Below are 17,476 nucleotides of genomic sequence, written 5' to 3' on the forward strand. Positions count from 1 at the left end.
GAGTGATATACGAGTTAGTCAGATACGGATATATCCATTAAAACGTGACTCCATAATAGATTCGTTTCAGAAACACCATTTACTCAAATTCGATAAAAAAAGATTTGCAGAGGCTTACGCTTCTGCAAATCTTCATATACGTATTAGTTCAGGATGATTCCTGAGTGCTCAGTTGTACATATTGAGTGAGGCGGCAATACTGAAACAGTAAAAACTCCTCATCACCGTTCCCCAGCGCCGTTTTGCGACCTTCCTCGATAACAACTTCCATTATTTCACGAAGAAAAGTCATTTGGAACCTTGTGCTCTCCACGACCAGCTGTTCCAGGAATTCAATATCTCTCAGTGTGAATTGGGATATCCCTCGCAATAATAACTCTTCTGACCAGCTGCTGATCTTCTGCATCAACTGATTATAGTCTTCCAAGTCTTCCCGTCCTTCCATAGCCCGTATCCAGTTTCAGACTGATCACCGTTTGACCCTTTAGGAAACTGATCGGGTATATATGCTTTTGTTCAACGCGAACAAAGACATAAAAGTGTTCGAGCGATGCAGCACCATACCCTGACTCCAGCCGTTTGATCATCGTTTCATAGTCCACTGAATAAGGAAGTGTCAGGGCTAGTCTTTCCCCATCTTCAATCTCAATCGTAAGAATAAGATCCTGCGTTTGCTTATCAAAGCTATGTTCTACGATTCGGGCAACTTTGATGATTGCCAATCGCTCTTTTGGAACGGAAAAAAGGTCAAATAATCGTAGATCCTTAAGGAGTATAGACGATACATCTTGCATGTACTTACCCAGGTTCACTTCTTCCACTCCCGTTCGGGGCAGCAACATCAGCTTAGCACCTTCGCCAGAGGAAATCCGACGTTCCTCATTCACTTTCACGGAACGAAACTGTATCTCTTCTCCCCCAAGCTGACGAAAGGTCAGATTAGGAAGCCAGGGAGTGAACGATCCGTAATGCTCTGTATATGAAAACGGATTATCTTCATAGTATACAGCCCGCACATCACTGTAAGTGTAGATCTCCTGATCATCAAAACAATAGAAATAGTAGGTGATTCCACGGTAACCGGATCGCGTCTCCCACGCATCAGCTCCCAAACCGTACAGATGTAATGCAGGAACAGCATAGTATTTACTGCGGAAACTGCCAATGAGCTGACTCTGCTTCATTGCAGATATCTCATTTTGCTCCAATACCTGCAATGCAAGATACAGCTTGCTTACTCGATCAAGCATGGATTGCATGGAGAAGCGTACATGTCTATTAAAAAACAGCTGCAGCTCCCCCTGAATCCCACGCAAACTTCGCTCCACATCTGGAAGGTTGCCACTATGGGCCGCAATCGCCAAGGTCTCCAATTGTGCCATATACGACTGCGGCAGCCTAGCAAGCCCCGTTTTCAACAGGCCTGCCAGCATGACACGACATTCTCGTACCGTTTGAAGGGAAAACTTGGGTTCGTACACTCTGCCACCTAACGCTTCCGTATCGTCCAAACCTTGTTGTTTCCGATATCGCAACAACGCTTCGAGCTTAGCCATATTTCCCGCTGTCTGCTTCACTTTACATAACGCTTTCGCCAGGCTTGACTCCTCGGTAAACGAAACTTCGATATCTTGACTTACAAGATGCACAGTAAGGAGCGAGTCCTCAGTAATCTTAATCTCTTCGGGATACTTTAGTCGAAATAGAACTTCCTCAATCATCGAAGAACTATACGATTTAATCAACGTTGATAGATCAGCTTCAATCATCCAGCGGAAGCGGGACTCCGTCACCAGGGATGGTGAATTCTGTTTTACATCACTTTCATCAATACTTGTCTCCACACCCAGCTCTTCCGAGGAGGGCTCTTCATTAAGGTTCACCGTATCTTCTTCCTGGTGTTTCCGTTGAAAATACAAGATCGAAATCAGGACATGTTTGCAGATATGATCGGCCGGGCAGGAGCATTCCCAATGATCCAGCGTATTCTCAAGCGTACAGTGTGTCCCGTCACTTAACTGGCAACTCACAGATGATTCATTCCATGTGTACGTTACACTTACACCATTGTCCAACTCTTTCAAAGACCTTTTGTACAATCCCTTGTTGGCATACCGGATCAGATAATCCTCCGTACACAGCTTCGAAAAAACCAGGTATTTCTCCTTGAATCCACTCACGTCATCAACGCCCCGTTGCTCTCAGAATATCATAGATCGTTTCACTGAATACCCGACCTGGAATGTTGCCCAAAGCAATGGGTTTGTTGTCACCATAATAATAATATTGCTTGTTATTCGGTTTGAAGAAATGTAGGGATTCCAGTGTAATATCATCCAGTCCCTCGTAATACGTTATGCTCGTACCACTGAAACGCAGTTCTGCGACAAGATCTCCATACTCTTTGTAAAACTCATGATACCAACCGCCATCCTGCGCGGGCCCTTTGATCCAGCCGTATTTCTCCAGTGCTTTGGGGAATGCAGTGGGTGAAAAATCAGACTCCGGCAAGCGTTCATATTCAACCTTGTTTTTGTCTTCATCCTCAGGCACATGGATTTCCCGATTAAGCTGCTCAAACGGCTGCTTAATCTCGTAATTCTCCAGCTGCGTTTTCCATCCTTCGAGCGTAGCTTGGTCAAGTTCGAGTGGATGAATCAGGCCCACCAGCGAACCTGAGGGCAGCTCATATTCATCCTCATCAACGGTATTAAACGTGCCGTCCTCCATATAACGGAAGGTGGTGACCAGTTGACCATCTTCATACGTGCCCCAGATCAGACCTACAGCGAATTTCTGCATGATTACATTTTGTACAAACAGTGCTTTCCACTCATCTGCAGACCATAGACGTTGCTTGGACAATGACTCTTCCAGACGCTGCGCCTGAATGTTAACCATGGATTTGAGATCTTTTTTCAGCTGCGTGAAACGTGCCTTGGACTGCGCTGCCAGTTCAGCATCGTCTTTCTGTGCAGGAGCAGGCAGACTCTTCACGGATTTGCCCGTTTCTTCATTGAATACAACAACTTGCAAGTCTCCATTCACCTTAATCAGGAATGAACGCTCTCCGTAGCTCAGTTGCATGGTTCCTTTTTCATCAAAACCAAGCGTGGTGACGAGCCGATCTTCCAGTTGTTCCGGAGTAAGTCCCATATTATCGGCTGCAAGCTGCAATGCTTCTTCTGCAGCACCTTTCACCTGACGGTTCTTCACGCCACGTTTGATCTTGTCAATCGCCATGAGAGCGGATGGATCTTTCAGGTATGCGAGCACTTTCACAGCATCTGCTGCAATTGCGCCGCGGCTGTTTTCTGTCCATTCCTTAATTTGCGGAGCCAGAATATTCACAATCTGAATATCGCCAAAGAGTGCTGATACATACATCACCCACTTCTCTTTTGCAGGAGCCCCTTCCTGAATCCAGACCTGGAGCAGTTCACTTGCAAAGCGAGCAAGCGATGCGTCGCTTACGTAGTCCCGTAATTCATTTAATCTTTCATTGGGTCCTGACGTGCGATCCAGCGATTGCACCAAAGCATATAGCTTAATTCGATCATCTAACGGCTGATTGTCCTCTGTTCGCGTCAGGGAAGGGAGATCATTCAGAGTCAACCAGCTTAGTCTGGCCAGCTTTTTGCCATCTGCCTGATCAGCAAGCGCAGCATGAGCATACTCAGGGCTTAGATCTGCGGTATCCAGCAGAATTTGAATCAGGTTCTTCCAATCCTCCGACTTCTCTTTCTTCAAAAGCTCACCGTACAGCTCCTTGCTGTTTTCCAGACTGCGGATCGCGGTCAGAGCCATCTCTTTGATCCCCGCTTTTTTCTCCGCGTGGTATATAAGCGAGTATAACTCTTCATCAGGAATCCGGTTGAATTCAGCCAACGCTACGCCGTTGGCTTTCTTCGACGAATCCTGTAATCCGGCACGAATCGCTTCAGACAACTGTTTTTTGGGCAGTCCCTGACGCTGCTCAAAGGTGATCTCTAATACTAAAATGCGAGTGTCCGTTGGAAGTTTTTTATACTGTTTCAGCGCATATTCAAGATTCTGCTGAATGATCCGACGATACTCATCCTTGGGCATGGAATTGTATCTATAATCTGTCATGCCATTAAGTGAGATGAGGCTGGTCAACAGTTTCTCATGCTGTACCTCTGGATCTTGACCATAACGTTGAAGAAGCTTTTCACCACTAAATGCATAGGATCGATACATATCTGAGACGATATCCATTGTCCAATCAGGATATGTAGTCAAAATGACGAACCGCCGCATTGCCTCCGATTCCTCAGGCAGGAAGCTGATGGAAATTAAGCTCTGAATTCGCTTTTTGTCACGATTCAGGTTGTTAAACAACTCCCGGCTGTTTGGATCGTTCCAGTATTCCTCCAACGAAGTTTTGCCTTCCAGATACCGTGCGATGGCTAGGCCACTGCGTCCCCCATCCAATGGCTCTCTTAGTACAGCATAGACGGCTTGTTCAATCGTTCCTTCAGCTTCTGGAAGTTCCAGCCCGCGGTCCTCCATTATCTTTTGAATAATGAGCTTGAGATACGGGGCTTTGAGCAGCTCATATGCCCGTCTTGATTGATCAGGCTCACTCGCAATCGCTAACTGTAGCGTGGGCCACGATACAGAATACATGTTAAGTTCGTAATTGATTAGCTCGATCAACTGGTAAGGTTCGTCGATCGGAAGAAGACCAGTAAACAGGTTGTCTACATTCTTGGCTCTGGAGTCCAAACTCAGTAGGTACATGCGCATTTCGAAGGGATAGATTTCATGCAATTGAATTATTGCTTCCAGTAAAGCCTGCCCCGTTTCCCCCTTGTTTTCGAGGAAGCGTTCTTTGCCGCCATTGATATTAATCAGATATAATAACGAACTACTTAGCAATATCATCGTTTGGTGAAACACATTTTGGGACAATTGATCCTTTTTATTCAATGAAGTGTTCGGATAATGCTCTACAATCAGTTGATTCCGTTTTTGTTGAAGGAATTCCGGATCCAGATCACGAACGGACTGCATAGAACGGCTCTGGACGGAGCATACAACCAATGGTTCAATAAGCTTATGTAACGTTGGCCGAAGCTGTTCTGCATCTTCAACGATCACCAGTTGGAGTAACTCATGCAGGTTTTGGCTGAGTAATTGTACTTGTGCTGCTTGTGAGGTAATGCCTTCCAATCTGGAATACAGTTTCAGAAGTAACAAAGCGTCAATAATTTCCCGTTGATGGTTTCCATATCCATTTCCTTTCTTGGATTCAACAAACAACCGAACACGGCTTAGCCTGCTTTTTAACTCCTCCAAAATTTCCTTCTCTCCAGCAAACTGACGGATTTTCTGCAATCGGAACAGTAAATCGCCCATCCGATCCTGGCTTTTGCTCTTTCCGCTTAATCCGTAGGCTGTTGAATCATCGCCGATACAGATCGTGAAGCCATCTGTCCTCCACGAATTACGTCTGGAATACTGAGATTCCAGATGAATGACAATAGCCCCTGCCCGAAAAAATATATCTCCATCATCTTTCTTGGCAAGCTTCATAAGTGCTTCAGTCGTATAGTAGACATAATGACTGGAATTACCCATCATTTCAGGAAATTTGTCCGTCGTTCCGAGAACATAATCAATGATTTCTTGACTACGATCTGTTTTAAGCGAGTAATCGTTCGAACACATTTCAGCAAATTTCTCCACCAAGGTCTCTATTCCACGGTCTGCAATAAGCATTACACATTCCTCCTAGAAATTTGAGTTAATTGAATTAATTAAGTGATAATCTCGCCAATCCAATCCGCGAGCTCGTTAGGTGTAATCGCCGCTACATGTGCACCCATATTGGTTAACGTCTGTGCTGCATGTTTGTTGTAAACCGATTCTCCGTTAAAATCGAGTGCGGTTAGAACAAGTAACCTGCACCCGGTGTCAATGATATCTTTACAAGCTTTGTACATCTGTTGAATCGGGTACCCTTCCTCCAGGTCACTGACCAGAATATAGATGGTTTTGCCCGGATTATCGATTAACGTTTCTCCGTAACGCAGTGCTTTGGTGATATGTGTCCCCCCGCCAAGCTGTACATTCATGAGCACATCCACGGGATCTTCCAGCCTTTCGCTAAGATCGACAACCTGAGTGTCAAAAATGAATAATTTCGTTCGCAGTGCATTCAATCGATAGAAAATGCTTGCCATCACCGAGCTGTATATGACTGAATCCAGCATGCTGCCACTTTCGTCCACACCAATGATGATGTCCCACTTGTTATGAGACTGAATATTCCCGTCAAAATAAAGGCGCTCAATTACAAATCTGCGATTGTTTTTATCATAGTTCTTCAGGTTCTTGGTAATGGTCTGTTTGAAATTTAGATTGCGTAAGGATCGTACCGAACTGGATGCATAGCGGCTGCGTTTCCCCATAATACTCGCTCTTGTTTGAGATTCCAGCTTGCTGCGCAAATCCTCGACTACAGTTCGCACAATTTCCTTGGCGCTCTTTAATACCTCACCCTTCATCCGCCCCTTGAACTGCATAATATTTTTGAGCAAATTCATGTTCGGTTCGAGTGATTCCAGCAGCTTCTTGTCGGTTAATAATTCCGTCAACCCATAACGGTCAAGCGCCTGCTTTTCCAGTATTTCTACCGTTGATTTGGGGAATAACTCCCTAACTTTATGCAACCACTTGGGAACGGTTAAGTTGGACGGTCCGCGCCCGCCCTCTTTTCTGTACCCTTGCTCTTCACCGTATTCGCGATTGTACAAATAGCCTAGAATCTCATCTATTTCGGAATACTGAAACTCATCAGGAGTGTACGCATCCGAATTGGATAAGCCTTGTTCGGCTGATTCGCCCAGAATAAGACGCCAGCGATTCAAGGTTTCCACCTGATTAAGCTCAGCGCTGCCCTTATCAACATGCTCGGATGTATCCAGCTCGTTTAGATCAGCTCCCATGCGTCAAACTCCTTTCTGATGGCTTCATCCCATGTTCTCGCCTGAATCAAGAGTTGCTCGTCCACAGGAGGTATGGACATCGTCTCTATGTGTACCTTATGCAAGCTCGCGACGCGATCCGCGATGAGGCCTGTCTCCATAGGGGTAAAATAGGTGAAGGCTAGACGTAGTTGCGGTATCATGCTTATAAATTCATCATAGTCGAGATTCTCTATCATATAATTCAACTCGGTTAACAACTGATCTTCATATAAGAAAGCATCGCGTGCTACAGAAAAAACACCCTGTAAGTAAAGCGCCGTTTGCCGGGTCTGTTCCGGTGTTCCCCGGATATATCCACGTGCACGATCAACGATTTCTTCCCTTTGCCTGTCACCGAGTCCTGAAGAGATGGCAATACATACCCCCTCCAGCTGTGCCGGAAGTTTATGATCTGACAGAAGTTCATTCAAATGTGCCCTAAACGTCTCATCTTGGAAACGTTCCTCAGATGACTCCGCCAGCATCGCAAGCAGCTTTAGCCCCTGAACGATGGCTTCATGTTCATCCGGATTGGTTCTTGAGAGCTGCAGAAGCTTGTCTACTGCATTGGTATAAGCTTCGGATACAAGTTTAGGGAGATGCTCGTCCTCAGACAGACCGAGGAGTCTACGGTGTTGCTGAATTCGGTTCAAAATATGCAGACTCCCACACAGAGAGAGGAAATTTCCATCCTTGCGCAAAGCTGACTCAACCTGTTCATACAGCTTCATCGCGGTATCCTGCAGACCCATGAGCAGAGCCTGAAGCATGGACTTGGCAAGTTCACCACTATGATGATCCGGTATTTCCCGCATCTGTTCTTCCATTTTACGTGTTGCCGCTTCCCGAAGCGTTCCCCCATAGATTGAATTCTCAATTAATCTGGCTTCAATCCGTGAGGAGTACGTGTAGACCCATGTTTCCCGAACAAGATTCATGTCTCGTTGTGCGATCCAATCTGGTCCGGATTGCCGTTTTGAAAATTCTGGAACAAGATAGGATATACATTGAAATAATTGACTAGTCTGACGATGGTCCGGTTTGGCATATAAATCGAGTACTTTCTTATGTTGGCCGGTCGTACGTATTTGCAGTTTCGAACCCATACAGCGTGCTTTGAAATCCTCAACGATTGGAATGCTGAATGGGTTAGGGGCAACACTTCCAATGACGTCTCCAGTCAACAATCGTTGCAGTTCTTGAAGAGGTTTATCTGAAGCTAGTGTCAGCTCCCCCTTAACAAAAGAAGAGAGTGCCGCATCCATCAGCTCGTAAACTCCACCTTCCCTCTTGCCCCGCAGTCCAGCCAGACCCTGAATCATGCTGTAAGCCTCAATCGCGTCACTGGTGGATACATGCTCATGACTTTCTCGCAGCTTTCGTGTGAGCCGAGACAATAAATCCAGCGCCGTCATGTTATACGGTGTACTCTTTTGGCGGAGCATTTGGTTCCAAATCTGTTCGTAGTAGTTCACATAAGGCATTCCGCTCGCATAACCATTCAATCGATCCGCCTCAGCAAACGTATAGACCATCGGATACATCTGCTGATGAACCGAATCCCCACCCCGTACTTGCTCGTTCAACGTCATCCCTTCTGAGTCCGGTTCATCAGGCTCTGACATCAAAAGTCCATACGTATGAAACCCACCCGTAATCACAAGCACACGGTTATGCACCTGCCTGACTTGCCCAATCCGCTCTCTCATATGCGCTTCTCTTGCCAGATCACCTGTAGTGCTCAATCGTTCCGCTGAATAACACATCCGCGATAAGGTGCAGTACGTGAATACATCTTGCACAAACTCCCGGGTTGTTTTCTCCAAACCGCCAATCTCAAATACCTTTTCCCATAACTCATCAAAGCTGCGACAGTTTGTTTTCTGACACAAGCGGTTGATGAAGTCTGATCCGGCCAGCAAGGTTTCATCCTGAATGGATATTTCCTTCTGCTCTGTTTTGCCGGGCTTGGAAAAGTGGTGATAGTCCAGGTCGATAAACTGCGCCGGAATACCCAATCTTGCAGCTTCCTTCAAAGCCACATATTCAGGCGAGTAGCGAAGCATCGGATAATAGCAAGCCTCTCTCTCATGTTCACTTTCGTAGGTGTAGTACAGACTGACAGGAGGTACCGTTGCTTCATCAGCCAGGACCTGAATCAATGGATTACCACTCTCGGGTCCCTCAATCAGAATGGTGTCGGGTTTGTACTCCTCAATCAATCGTATTAAGTGATAGGAACACACTGGACTATGGTGCCGTACAGGAAAATAAACCGTACCGTTATCCAGGTTATATACCTCGGCCTCAAACAACGTATGTAACTGAGTAACATCCGGCTCCGCCGTTCCAGTTAACCGATCCATTTTTTCTCCTCGTAGTAGTTCTTCCAAATCCCTTCTGTCTTGGATCGCTCTTTCACGACCTTGGAGAAGTAGGTTTTGAGAATGGACAGATCCTTGTCATTTTCCTTCGCAATGGTTCCCAGCATGTTCTGCACCAATCGATCCAGCGCAATGCCCTTGTCTTCGTAATAATAAGAAGTCATGGCGCTCTGAACATATACAGATACGGCTTCAGCGGTACTCATGGACGCTTGAGGTGTATCCAGTTTGTACCCTTCCCGCGTCATGCCGGTGCGAAGTTCCATAAATGTCGTGGCCAGCAATTCAACCACGTCCGAATTAATTTCGATATCAATACCACTATGTAATAACAGGCTGCGTGCCTGGGATTCAATAATTTTAGCTTCCATTTTCACATTACTGATCGGTTTGATCGTTTCAAAATTGAAGCGCCGCTTCAATGCACCACTCATTTCATTGACACCCTTATCGCGAATGTTCGCTGTAGCAATGACGTTAAATCCCGGTTTAGCAAAAAGAACACCGCCATCCAGTTCAGGAATATTCATCACCTTATCACTCAGAATACTGATTAGACTATCCTGCGCTTCGGCAGGACAACGTGTAATCTCTTCAAAACGGGTAAGAATCCCTTTCTTCATCCCGTTATATAGCGGTGAGGGTACAAGTGCCGCTTCCGAGGGGCCTTTGTCAAGCAACATGGCATAATTCCAAGAATACTTGATCATATCCTCCGTTGTGCCAGCCGTACCTTGAATGGTGTTCAGGCTTGTTCCCGAGATGGCTGCCGTCAGCAATTCGCTGAGCATGGTCTTGGCTGTTCCTGGTTCACCTACTAACATCAACCCCCGATTGCCTGCCAAGGTTACCACTGCACGTTCAATCAGCACATCATTGCCATAAAATTTGCGGGTAATCGGTACCTCATTGCCATCCAATATCGCAGGTTTATCCCTGCCTACAATAAAATCCCGTACATAGGCCGGTGATAACAGCCAGTTCGGAGGCCTCTTTCCAATATCTTCCTCTCGCAATGCACGTAATTCGGTGTCGTATAGTGTCTCGGCGGGTGGCTTAAGCATTTCCATCGTCAAGGTGTCTCCTTTCGTATAAACAGATCGTATGTTCTTATTCGTTAGAATCATTTTATCACAGCAACCTATCCACGAACGTAGAAAACAATAAAAATGGTTGAAACGTCCTTCTTATCAGCACTTCTCATAAGTCCATGGACATAGTCTATAGCGCAATTATGAACTGGCTGTATCATTGAGTCACTGCTGATTGCATAGAGTTGGAACTTGAATCAGAGCAATGAATGTAAATACATTCGTATTATAGGTCATATGTCCCTATCACTCATTAAACGATTGATATTGTGTTTTAACCAATTTAAGCCCAATATCACAAAGAAACACAGGGCGGGTAGCCTGTGTCTCCATTTTAAGTTCAATTTATATTCAATCTTTTTTCAGAGTTCCTATTAAAATCATGTGAATCTTCCATGTTGTTCGCGGATCACATTCTTCGTCCACACGAAGCAGAATACAGCTCATACCATTCATAACGTGTTAGCTCAATCTTCGCAGCATCCCGGCAGGCCAAAATACGCTTGGGTCGAATCGAACCGATGACGGGTTGAATTCCTGCCGGATGTTTCATTAACCATGCCAGTACAATGGATTCTGGCGTCACTCCTCGCTCCTTCGCCATTCGATGAACCAACTGAGCCGTATGCTCAATTTCCGGGCGTTGTCCTTCAACTACCCTGCTGGTAAATCGACCTTGAGCGAGTGGACCCCACGCTTGCAGCTGAATATGCTCTGCCTGACAGTACTCCATCGTGCCGTAAGGAAATACGTTTTCCCTCGCTGGTGGGCGATTCACAGTCACGCCTGCTTCAACAAATCCTATTTTGTCCAAGCTCATCTCAAGCTGATTCACAATCAGAGGGACGCTGCTGTGTAGCTGAAGAAGACGAATTTGTTCAGAACCCATGTTGGACACACCAAAGTGTCTTACTTTGCCCGAATAATGAAGTTTGGCAAGGGCTTCTGCGATCTCTTGCGGATGGGCAAGGGGGTCGGGACGATGCAGTAGCAGGATGTCCAGATAATCCACACCTAATCTTTGGAGGATACCGTCCACACTTGCTAGAATATGTGCAGACGAAGAATCGTAGCGTTGAGGTCCTTCATCATCACCAGCCAGACGTATACCACACTTGGACTGTATAATGATCTGTTCTCTCAAACCTGCACGCTCTGATAACACGCGTCCAAATACATGCTCTGCTTTGCCACGTGTGTAAATATCGGCCAGATCATAATGATTAATGCCTATCTCAAGCGCTGCTTCCACAGCTTTGTGACCTTCCAGAACCAGATCTGGGGTAATCGGAAGGCCATCCCATTCGCCTCCGAACCGCATACAGCCAAGGACAAGCGGACTTGCGGGAATCTGGTGATGGTGCAGGGGGAGTTGTAAATGAGACATGTCAGATTTCTCCTCGTTTTTTTATTTTATAATGCACCTCTACAGAAACTCTCTTATTTCTTCCTTCTTCCTCTATTCTCCTGCTCCATCGACCGATATATCTATCTATAAATGAAATCATCGTCTTTTCAAAGCTCACTTAGCTTATTTCTATAATTGTAGACAAGGTCTCAAAAGCTTGAGTATTGAATATATAAAAGGTGCAGACATTATGTATAAAGCCAAATCATTTACGTATCCCCCCTTGACGGCAAGATTTCTCATCTTGCTTTTGGCAAAGACATTCACCTATTATAAGAACTGGAATGGAGACCGGATACTGAAATAAACATGTCTAGTATTGAAAGTGAGGCACTGAACAGCATGGAAATAAACACCATCGTTTTTATCGTTTTTTTACTGCTCATACTCATTTTATTGGTGCGTGTTATTAGTTTGCAGAGCCAATTGAATGAATTGAAACAGGATGTCGAACGCCTTGAGATCGGGGGAGGTCCTGTTTCACACTCTTCTTTGAACTACAGCCCTACATCGTTGGATGTATCACCTCATTCAGCGTCACAGGCTGAACTGACCGAACTTGATCGTGAATTGCTGGCACTTGTACAACAAGGCAAAAAAATCGTTGCGATCAAAAAGGTTCGTGAAGCCAAAAATCTGTCTCTCAAAGATGCCAAAGATTATGTCGAGTCTTTTGAACGCCTATAATTAATGTGTCGAGACTCCCGACTCCTGCTAACTCTGAAGCTGCACCTGTCCCTCTGAAGTAACAAAAGTGAAGAACCTAACAAAGGTACAAAAGCCAAAAAGAGAGGCACTGTAAATCTACAGTAGCCTCTCTTCTTATTTCTGCAAAGACTCTTATTGTGCCGTTACTGCGCCATCAATTGGATATACAGCACCATTAATATAAGGAGCTTCATCTCCAAGCAGGAAAGCAACCAGGTTGGCGATTTCTTCCGGTCTGCCAAGACGTCCGGACGGTATGCTGTCAACAGTCGCTTTGAACACTTCCGGATTATCTTTACCAAACTGAACCACCATTGGGGTCTCAATTGTACCTGGAGCAATCGCATTTACACGAATGTTGTCTTTACCATATTCAATGGCTGCCGTGCGTGTTAACCCAATTACTCCGTGCTTTGTTGCTGCGTAAGGCGCAACCGTAGGCACACCAACAATCCCCGCTGTAGATGCCGTGTTCAGAATGGAACCCCCACCTGTTTTGAGCATTTCAGTAATAACGTATTTCAACCCGTAAAATACACTTCTCAGGTTAATATCAATAATCTGGTCAAACTGCTCGATCGTGTGTTCAATTAATTTGATACCGGGACCCGCGATCCCTGCGTTATTAAAGAACATATCGATTCGGCCAAACTCTTCGATCGTTTTTTTCACATAATTCTCTACTTCACTTGCCTTACTTACATCCGCTTGTACAAAAATGGCTTTACCGCCCAGCTTCTCAATCTGTTTCACGGTTGCCTCACCTGTCTCTACCACGAGATCAACGACCACAATAGATGCGCCCTTCTCAGCCAGTTTCAGTGCGGCCGCTTGGCCTAATCCACTTCCTGCCCCAGTAATAATTGCTACTTTTCCTGTGTGACTCATTATGATCTCCTCCATGTGTGTTCGTCATCTGTCATCGGATCGGCGAATTCTTATGAAACGGTCTTGCTTCAAACTATGCAACATATGTAGGTTAAAAATAACATAAACCCTGCCTGACTTTACCTATTTTAATAGACTCTCAACATAAAAACAAATCATATAATATCAGTACATACTATATCACAGATCACACACTCAACATCCCACAAAAGAGCCACCCCGCTATCACAGCGGAATGTACTCACTTTCTTTGTTGTGAGATATCAAATGTAAACTAATCATGCAAGTCATGTGCTTATCTCAGCAAATTCGTTTTTGCCAACTCAATCAATTCATCGCCACGTCCGTTCAGTACCGCTTTCATCATCCACAAGGTGAATCCTTCGGCCTGTTTAATATTAATCTTCGGAGGCAAGGACAACTCCTGACGGTTCACCACAACGTCAATCAGAACAGGACCATCATGCAGAAGTGCACGCTGCACTGCCCCTTCCAGGTCTGCCGGATCTTCAACACGGATTCCTTCCATGCCCATCGCCTGAGCTACCATGGCAAAGTTGGGATTCACAAGCTCCGTGCCGGATTCAAGGAATCCTGCGGCCTTCATCTCCAGTTCAACAAAACCAAGTGCTCCATTGTTGAATACAACAACTTTAATTGGAAGGTTATGCTGCTTGAGAGTTAGCAGATCGCCCATTAACATCGTGATGCCTCCGTCACCAGATAACGAGATGACTTGTCTTCCCGGATCTGCCACCTGGGCTCCAATGGCCTGCGGAAGTGCATTCGCCATAGTGCCGTGACTGAAGGAACCCAGCAATCTGCGATTGCGGCTCATCTCCAGATAGCGTGCCGCCCAGACGGTAGGTGTGCCTACATCACAAGTGAAGATTGCATTGTTGGCTGCGGCGTCGCTAATAATCTTGGTTAGGTACTGCGGATGAATTGGTGTTTTCCCGGGTTTACCCACCGCGAGTTCATCCAGATCTTTGCGTACTTTTGTGTAATGATCCACACTTTTACGCAGATGTTTGTCACTATGATCTTCCGTCAGGTAGGGCAGCAACGCTTCAATGGTCGCCTTCACGTCACCACACAATCCATAATCGAGTTTGGTACGACGACCCAGATGTGATGCTTGAATGTCTACCTGAAGGACAGTGGCATCCTCGGGGAAGAATTGACGATAAGGGAAATCCGTTCCCAGCATCAACAGCACGTCACAATCCATCATGGTGTGATAACCCGACGAATACCCGATTAATCCCGTGAGGCCCACCGAATACGGATTATCATACTCCAGGTACTCTTTCCCCCGAAGGGCAATGACCATAGGGGATTTCAAGCGGTCACACAACTGCATCAGAGGTTCACGAGCACCTGCGCATCCTGCTCCGCACAGCAGCGTAATTTTTTTACCCTCATTCAGATATTTCGCAAGCTTTATCAATTCAGGCTCCGACGGGTGCACAACAGGTGTAGTGGCATGGTATACATGCTCAGGCACAGGCAGATCCGCCGCTTCGAGGGCTGCTACATCTCCTGGGAGTACAATAACAGATACCCCTGAGCGAGCGACTGCCGTCTGCATTGCCATCGTAAGCGAGCGTGGCATCTGTTTGGCCGTAGTAATGACCTCGCAATAATGACTGCATTCCTGGAACAAATATTCTGGATGAGTCGCCTGAAAATACTCGCTCCCAATCTCGTCACTTGGAATATGAGCCGCAATCGCCAGCACCGGTACACGGTTCCTATGGCAGTCGTATAAGCCGTTAATCAAATGCATGTTTCCTGGCCCGCTACTGCCCGCACATACTGCGATACTTCCACTCACTTCAGCATCTGCTCCTGCTGCAAAAGCAGCCACTTCTTCGTGACGCACATGAATCCACTCGATTTTACCCGAGCGCCGGATGGAATCGAGTACTGCATTTAAGGAGTCTCCGACGATACCGTATATACGTTTGATTCCTGCATTGAGCAACGCTTCAACAACAACGTCTGCGATTGTTTTTTTCATGATCGATCTCCTTTAATCGCTTATTTTGAGTTATGTTTCCACCCCGTTAATATACCTATTCTTATCCCCAATCTTTTGAAATCCGAATCAAAATCATATGTATTTATGGATATATACACAAAAACCTACCCCTTAAATCGTTTTCTCAACGTTAGGGATAGGTTTTGTATTACTTTAGATGGCAGGCATAACGTTACCGCCACTTACCGGGATATAGGCCCCTGTGATAAAAGAGGATAGATCGGATGCCAAAAAGGCCACCGCATTGGCAATATCCTGATCTTCTCCTCTGCGCTTCAGCGGTACAGTGCGGGTATACGCTTCATCATTCACTGACTCACTGGAACGGTCACGTTCACTGATTGTCCATCCTGGCGCTACCTGGTTGACGGTAATTTGATGCTCGCCAACTTCTTTCGCCAGCACACGATACAAACCATCCATTCCACGCTTACCTGCAGTATACGCGGATTGGGTAGCAAAATTTTGCATGGCACATTCCGTATTGATACCAATGAACCGGCCACCTTTGACTTCTTGCATATAAGGAATGAATGCTTTGGCAAGATACACGTTTTGCATTACACAAGATTCAAATTGGCTCAAGTAATCTTCAGGTGACTGTTCCAGTACGGTTGTCCATTCATATTGAATGACCGCATTGGCAACGACAATATCCACTCCGCCGAGGCTGGATTGAATTTCATCACGAATCTGAAATGCCGTCTCCTGCTTCGTAATATCTCCCTGAACAATCACAGCCTGACGACCGATGGCTTCAATCTCACCCTGAAGCTCCCGAGCCTTCGTTTCATTATTTATGTAATGTATAGCGAGATTTGCACCACAGTTTGCCAACGTACGGGCAATGACTCTTCCCAGTTGTCCGGTGGCACCAGTGACCAGCGCTGTTTTACCTGTGAGATTCAATTGCATAGGGGCATTACCTCCATCAAATTAAATTAAATCACATTTAATTCACGAAAGGATGTGAAGCTTAGTTCGAAAACGATTTCGATCATCATTCATACTTCACTATATTGAGTGTATTGAAATTGTATTGTATTTATCACTTACCGTGCTGAATCAGATCAATTTCCTGAAAACGACTGACTTCCTTTTCCCAACGTTCTTCCACATATTTGCGGTGAACCGGGTGATTATTGTATGCATCGTATGCAGCCTGATCAGCGAACACCATTGAAAAACTGTAGTCAAACTCATTTTTGTCACTGACTTGACGGAGAACCTGAAATTGCTCCACACCTGGAATCTTCGCCAAAGCATCCGTGCTTTCTTTCAAAAATCCCTCAGCCTCGGGCGTATCTTTGCCAGCATAAAGTGTAAACGTTACCATATGTGTGATGCTACTCATCTCTATTTCCTCCTAGAATATGATTTCACTCTGTTTCTTAGTGTACCTCTGAATGATATGTAAGCGCAATAATAGTATAAGATTAATTTCTCATGAAATGGATATTAAAGATATGAATACGAAATGATAATAGATCCTCGCGTGAATCATATGGTACAAACGAAACAAAAAAACCTCAAGGACAAAATCCCCGAGGCTTCATTGCAATCTATGGACAGACTAGTCTTTGAGGTTGTATTTACGGTTAAAGCGATCCACACGACCACCGATGTCCACGTTTCTTTGTTTACCAGTGAAGAACGGGTGGGATGCGGAACTTGTGTCCACACGAATTACTGGATAAGAGTTGCCGTCTTCCCATTCCATTGTTTCGTTCGAGAATTTAGTCGAAGAACTCAGGAATTTGAAATCAGCACTTGCATCGAAGAAAATTACTGTTTGTGTCTTTGGATGGATGTCAGCTTTTGGCATAATCTATTTACACTCCTTTAATATGGGTACTTCCAAGAATAGAACTAAACTTTATTATACTCTTTTTTCGCAAGAAGCACCAGTCAGATTTGAACAAACGATAAATATTTCACAATTCGCTTTGATTCGCACC

13 protein-coding genes are annotated in these 17,476 nt (G+C 45.3%); 1 reads left to right on the forward strand and 12 read right to left on the reverse strand.

Annotated elements, in window-relative coordinates:
• Positions 1–148: 148 nt before the first annotated feature.
• From ACR32F_RS17170 to ACR32F_RS17200, 7 genes are all read right to left on the reverse strand, one after another.
• Positions 149–427, reverse strand: a complete 279-nt coding sequence (locus ACR32F_RS17170) for a hypothetical protein (protein ID WP_440109014.1) — start codon at positions 425–427, stop codon at positions 149–151.
• Positions 414–2,180, reverse strand: a complete 1,767-nt coding sequence (locus ACR32F_RS17175; protein WP_440109016.1) for a hypothetical protein — start codon at positions 2,178–2,180, stop codon at positions 414–416. Before ACR32F_RS17175 ends, ACR32F_RS17170 begins: the two co-directional genes overlap by 14 nt.
• Before the next feature lie 4 nt (positions 2,181–2,184).
• On the reverse strand, positions 2,185–5,745 hold the full coding sequence (locus tag ACR32F_RS17180) for a DUF4132 domain-containing protein (RefSeq protein WP_440109018.1): 3,561 nt from the start codon (positions 5,743–5,745) through the stop codon (positions 2,185–2,187).
• Between the two features lie 38 nt (positions 5,746–5,783).
• Entirely contained in the window at positions 5,784–6,974 is a 1,191-nt protein-coding gene (locus tag ACR32F_RS17185) for a VWA domain-containing protein (RefSeq protein ID WP_440109020.1), read from the reverse strand.
• Positions 6,959–9,361 (reverse strand): DUF5682 family protein, encoded by a 2,403-nt coding sequence (locus ACR32F_RS17190; protein WP_440109022.1) that lies wholly within the window; start codon positions 9,359–9,361, stop codon positions 6,959–6,961. The genes ACR32F_RS17185 and ACR32F_RS17190 overlap by 16 nt, the downstream gene beginning before the upstream one ends.
• Positions 9,349–10,449, reverse strand: coding sequence for an ATP-binding protein (locus ACR32F_RS17195; RefSeq protein ID WP_440109023.1), 1,101 nt, complete (start codon positions 10,447–10,449; stop codon positions 9,349–9,351). Before ACR32F_RS17195 ends, ACR32F_RS17190 begins: the two co-directional genes overlap by 13 nt.
• A 430-nt stretch (positions 10,450–10,879) precedes the next feature.
• A complete protein-coding gene (locus tag ACR32F_RS17200) occupies positions 10,880–11,857 on the reverse strand; it encodes an aldo/keto reductase (protein WP_440109025.1) in 978 nt (325 codons plus the stop codon).
• Between the two features lie 330 nt (positions 11,858–12,187).
• On the opposite strand from ACR32F_RS17200, the gene ACR32F_RS17205 reads away from it, so the two are divergent.
• A complete protein-coding gene (locus ACR32F_RS17205) occupies positions 12,188–12,565 on the forward strand; it encodes a ribosomal protein L7/L12 (protein ID WP_440109027.1) in 378 nt (125 codons plus the stop codon).
• A 153-nt stretch (positions 12,566–12,718) separates the two neighbouring features.
• Here the strand turns inward: ACR32F_RS17205 and ACR32F_RS17210 are convergent, their stop codons facing one another.
• From ACR32F_RS17210 to ACR32F_RS17230, 5 genes are all read right to left on the reverse strand, one after another.
• Positions 12,719–13,474: an SDR family NAD(P)-dependent oxidoreductase gene (locus ACR32F_RS17210; protein ID WP_440109029.1), complete on the reverse strand. Its 756-nt coding sequence runs from the start codon at positions 13,472–13,474 to the stop codon at positions 12,719–12,721.
• A 295-nt stretch (positions 13,475–13,769) separates the two neighbouring features.
• Positions 13,770–15,497 (reverse strand): ubiquinone-dependent pyruvate dehydrogenase, encoded by a 1,728-nt coding sequence (gene poxB / locus ACR32F_RS17215; protein WP_440109031.1) that lies wholly within the window; start codon positions 15,495–15,497, stop codon positions 13,770–13,772.
• Positions 15,498–15,671: 174 nt separating this feature from the next.
• The gene (locus ACR32F_RS17220) at positions 15,672–16,433 is read right to left on the reverse strand and encodes an SDR family NAD(P)-dependent oxidoreductase (protein ID WP_440109035.1); all 762 of its coding nucleotides are present in this window, start codon (positions 16,431–16,433) and stop codon (positions 15,672–15,674) included.
• A gap of 133 nt (positions 16,434–16,566) precedes the next feature.
• Positions 16,567–16,872: a Dabb family protein gene (locus ACR32F_RS17225; RefSeq protein WP_440109037.1), complete on the reverse strand. Its 306-nt coding sequence runs from the start codon at positions 16,870–16,872 to the stop codon at positions 16,567–16,569.
• A 219-nt stretch (positions 16,873–17,091) separates the two neighbouring features.
• Positions 17,092–17,343 (reverse strand): type B 50S ribosomal protein L31, encoded by a 252-nt coding sequence (locus tag ACR32F_RS17230; RefSeq protein WP_440109039.1) that lies wholly within the window; start codon positions 17,341–17,343, stop codon positions 17,092–17,094.
• Positions 17,344–17,476 lie beyond the last annotated feature (133 nt).

The sequence above is a fragment of the Paenibacillus hebaui genome (assembly GCF_051934385.1).
In the GTDB taxonomy this organism is placed as follows: domain Bacteria; phylum Bacillota; class Bacilli; order Paenibacillales; family Paenibacillaceae; genus Paenibacillus.

Excerpts from the sequence above, each read along its gene's own strand:
- ACR32F_RS17210 (WP_440109029.1), bottom strand. The coding sequence starts at position 13,474 with ATGAGTCACACAGGAAAAGTAGCAATTATTACTGGGGCAGGAAGTGGA.
- ACR32F_RS17205 (WP_440109027.1), top strand. The coding sequence starts at position 12,188 with ATGTCTAGTATTGAAAGTGAGGCACTGAACAGCATGGAAATAAACACC.
- ACR32F_RS17220 (WP_440109035.1), bottom strand. The coding sequence starts at position 16,433 with ATGCAATTGAATCTCACAGGTAAAACAGCGCTGGTCACTGGTGCCACC.
- ACR32F_RS17230 (WP_440109039.1), bottom strand. The coding sequence starts at position 17,343 with ATGCCAAAAGCTGACATCCATCCAAAGACACAAACAGTAATTTTCTTC.
- ACR32F_RS17180 (WP_440109018.1), bottom strand. The coding sequence starts at position 5,745 with ATGCTTATTGCAGACCGTGGAATAGAGACCTTGGTGGAGAAATTTGCT.
- ACR32F_RS17185 (WP_440109020.1), bottom strand. The coding sequence starts at position 6,974 with ATGGGAGCTGATCTAAACGAGCTGGATACATCCGAGCATGTTGATAAG.
- poxB (WP_440109031.1), bottom strand. The coding sequence starts at position 15,497 with ATGAAAAAAACAATCGCAGACGTTGTTGTTGAAGCGTTGCTCAATGCA.
- ACR32F_RS17200 (WP_440109025.1), bottom strand. The coding sequence starts at position 11,857 with ATGTCTCATTTACAACTCCCCCTGCACCATCACCAGATTCCCGCAAGT.
- ACR32F_RS17195 (WP_440109023.1), bottom strand. The coding sequence starts at position 10,449 with ATGGAAATGCTTAAGCCACCCGCCGAGACACTATACGACACCGAATTA.
- ACR32F_RS17225 (WP_440109037.1), bottom strand. The coding sequence starts at position 16,872 with ATGAGTAGCATCACACATATGGTAACGTTTACACTTTATGCTGGCAAA.
- ACR32F_RS17190 (WP_440109022.1), bottom strand. The coding sequence starts at position 9,361 with ATGGATCGGTTAACTGGAACGGCGGAGCCGGATGTTACTCAGTTACAT.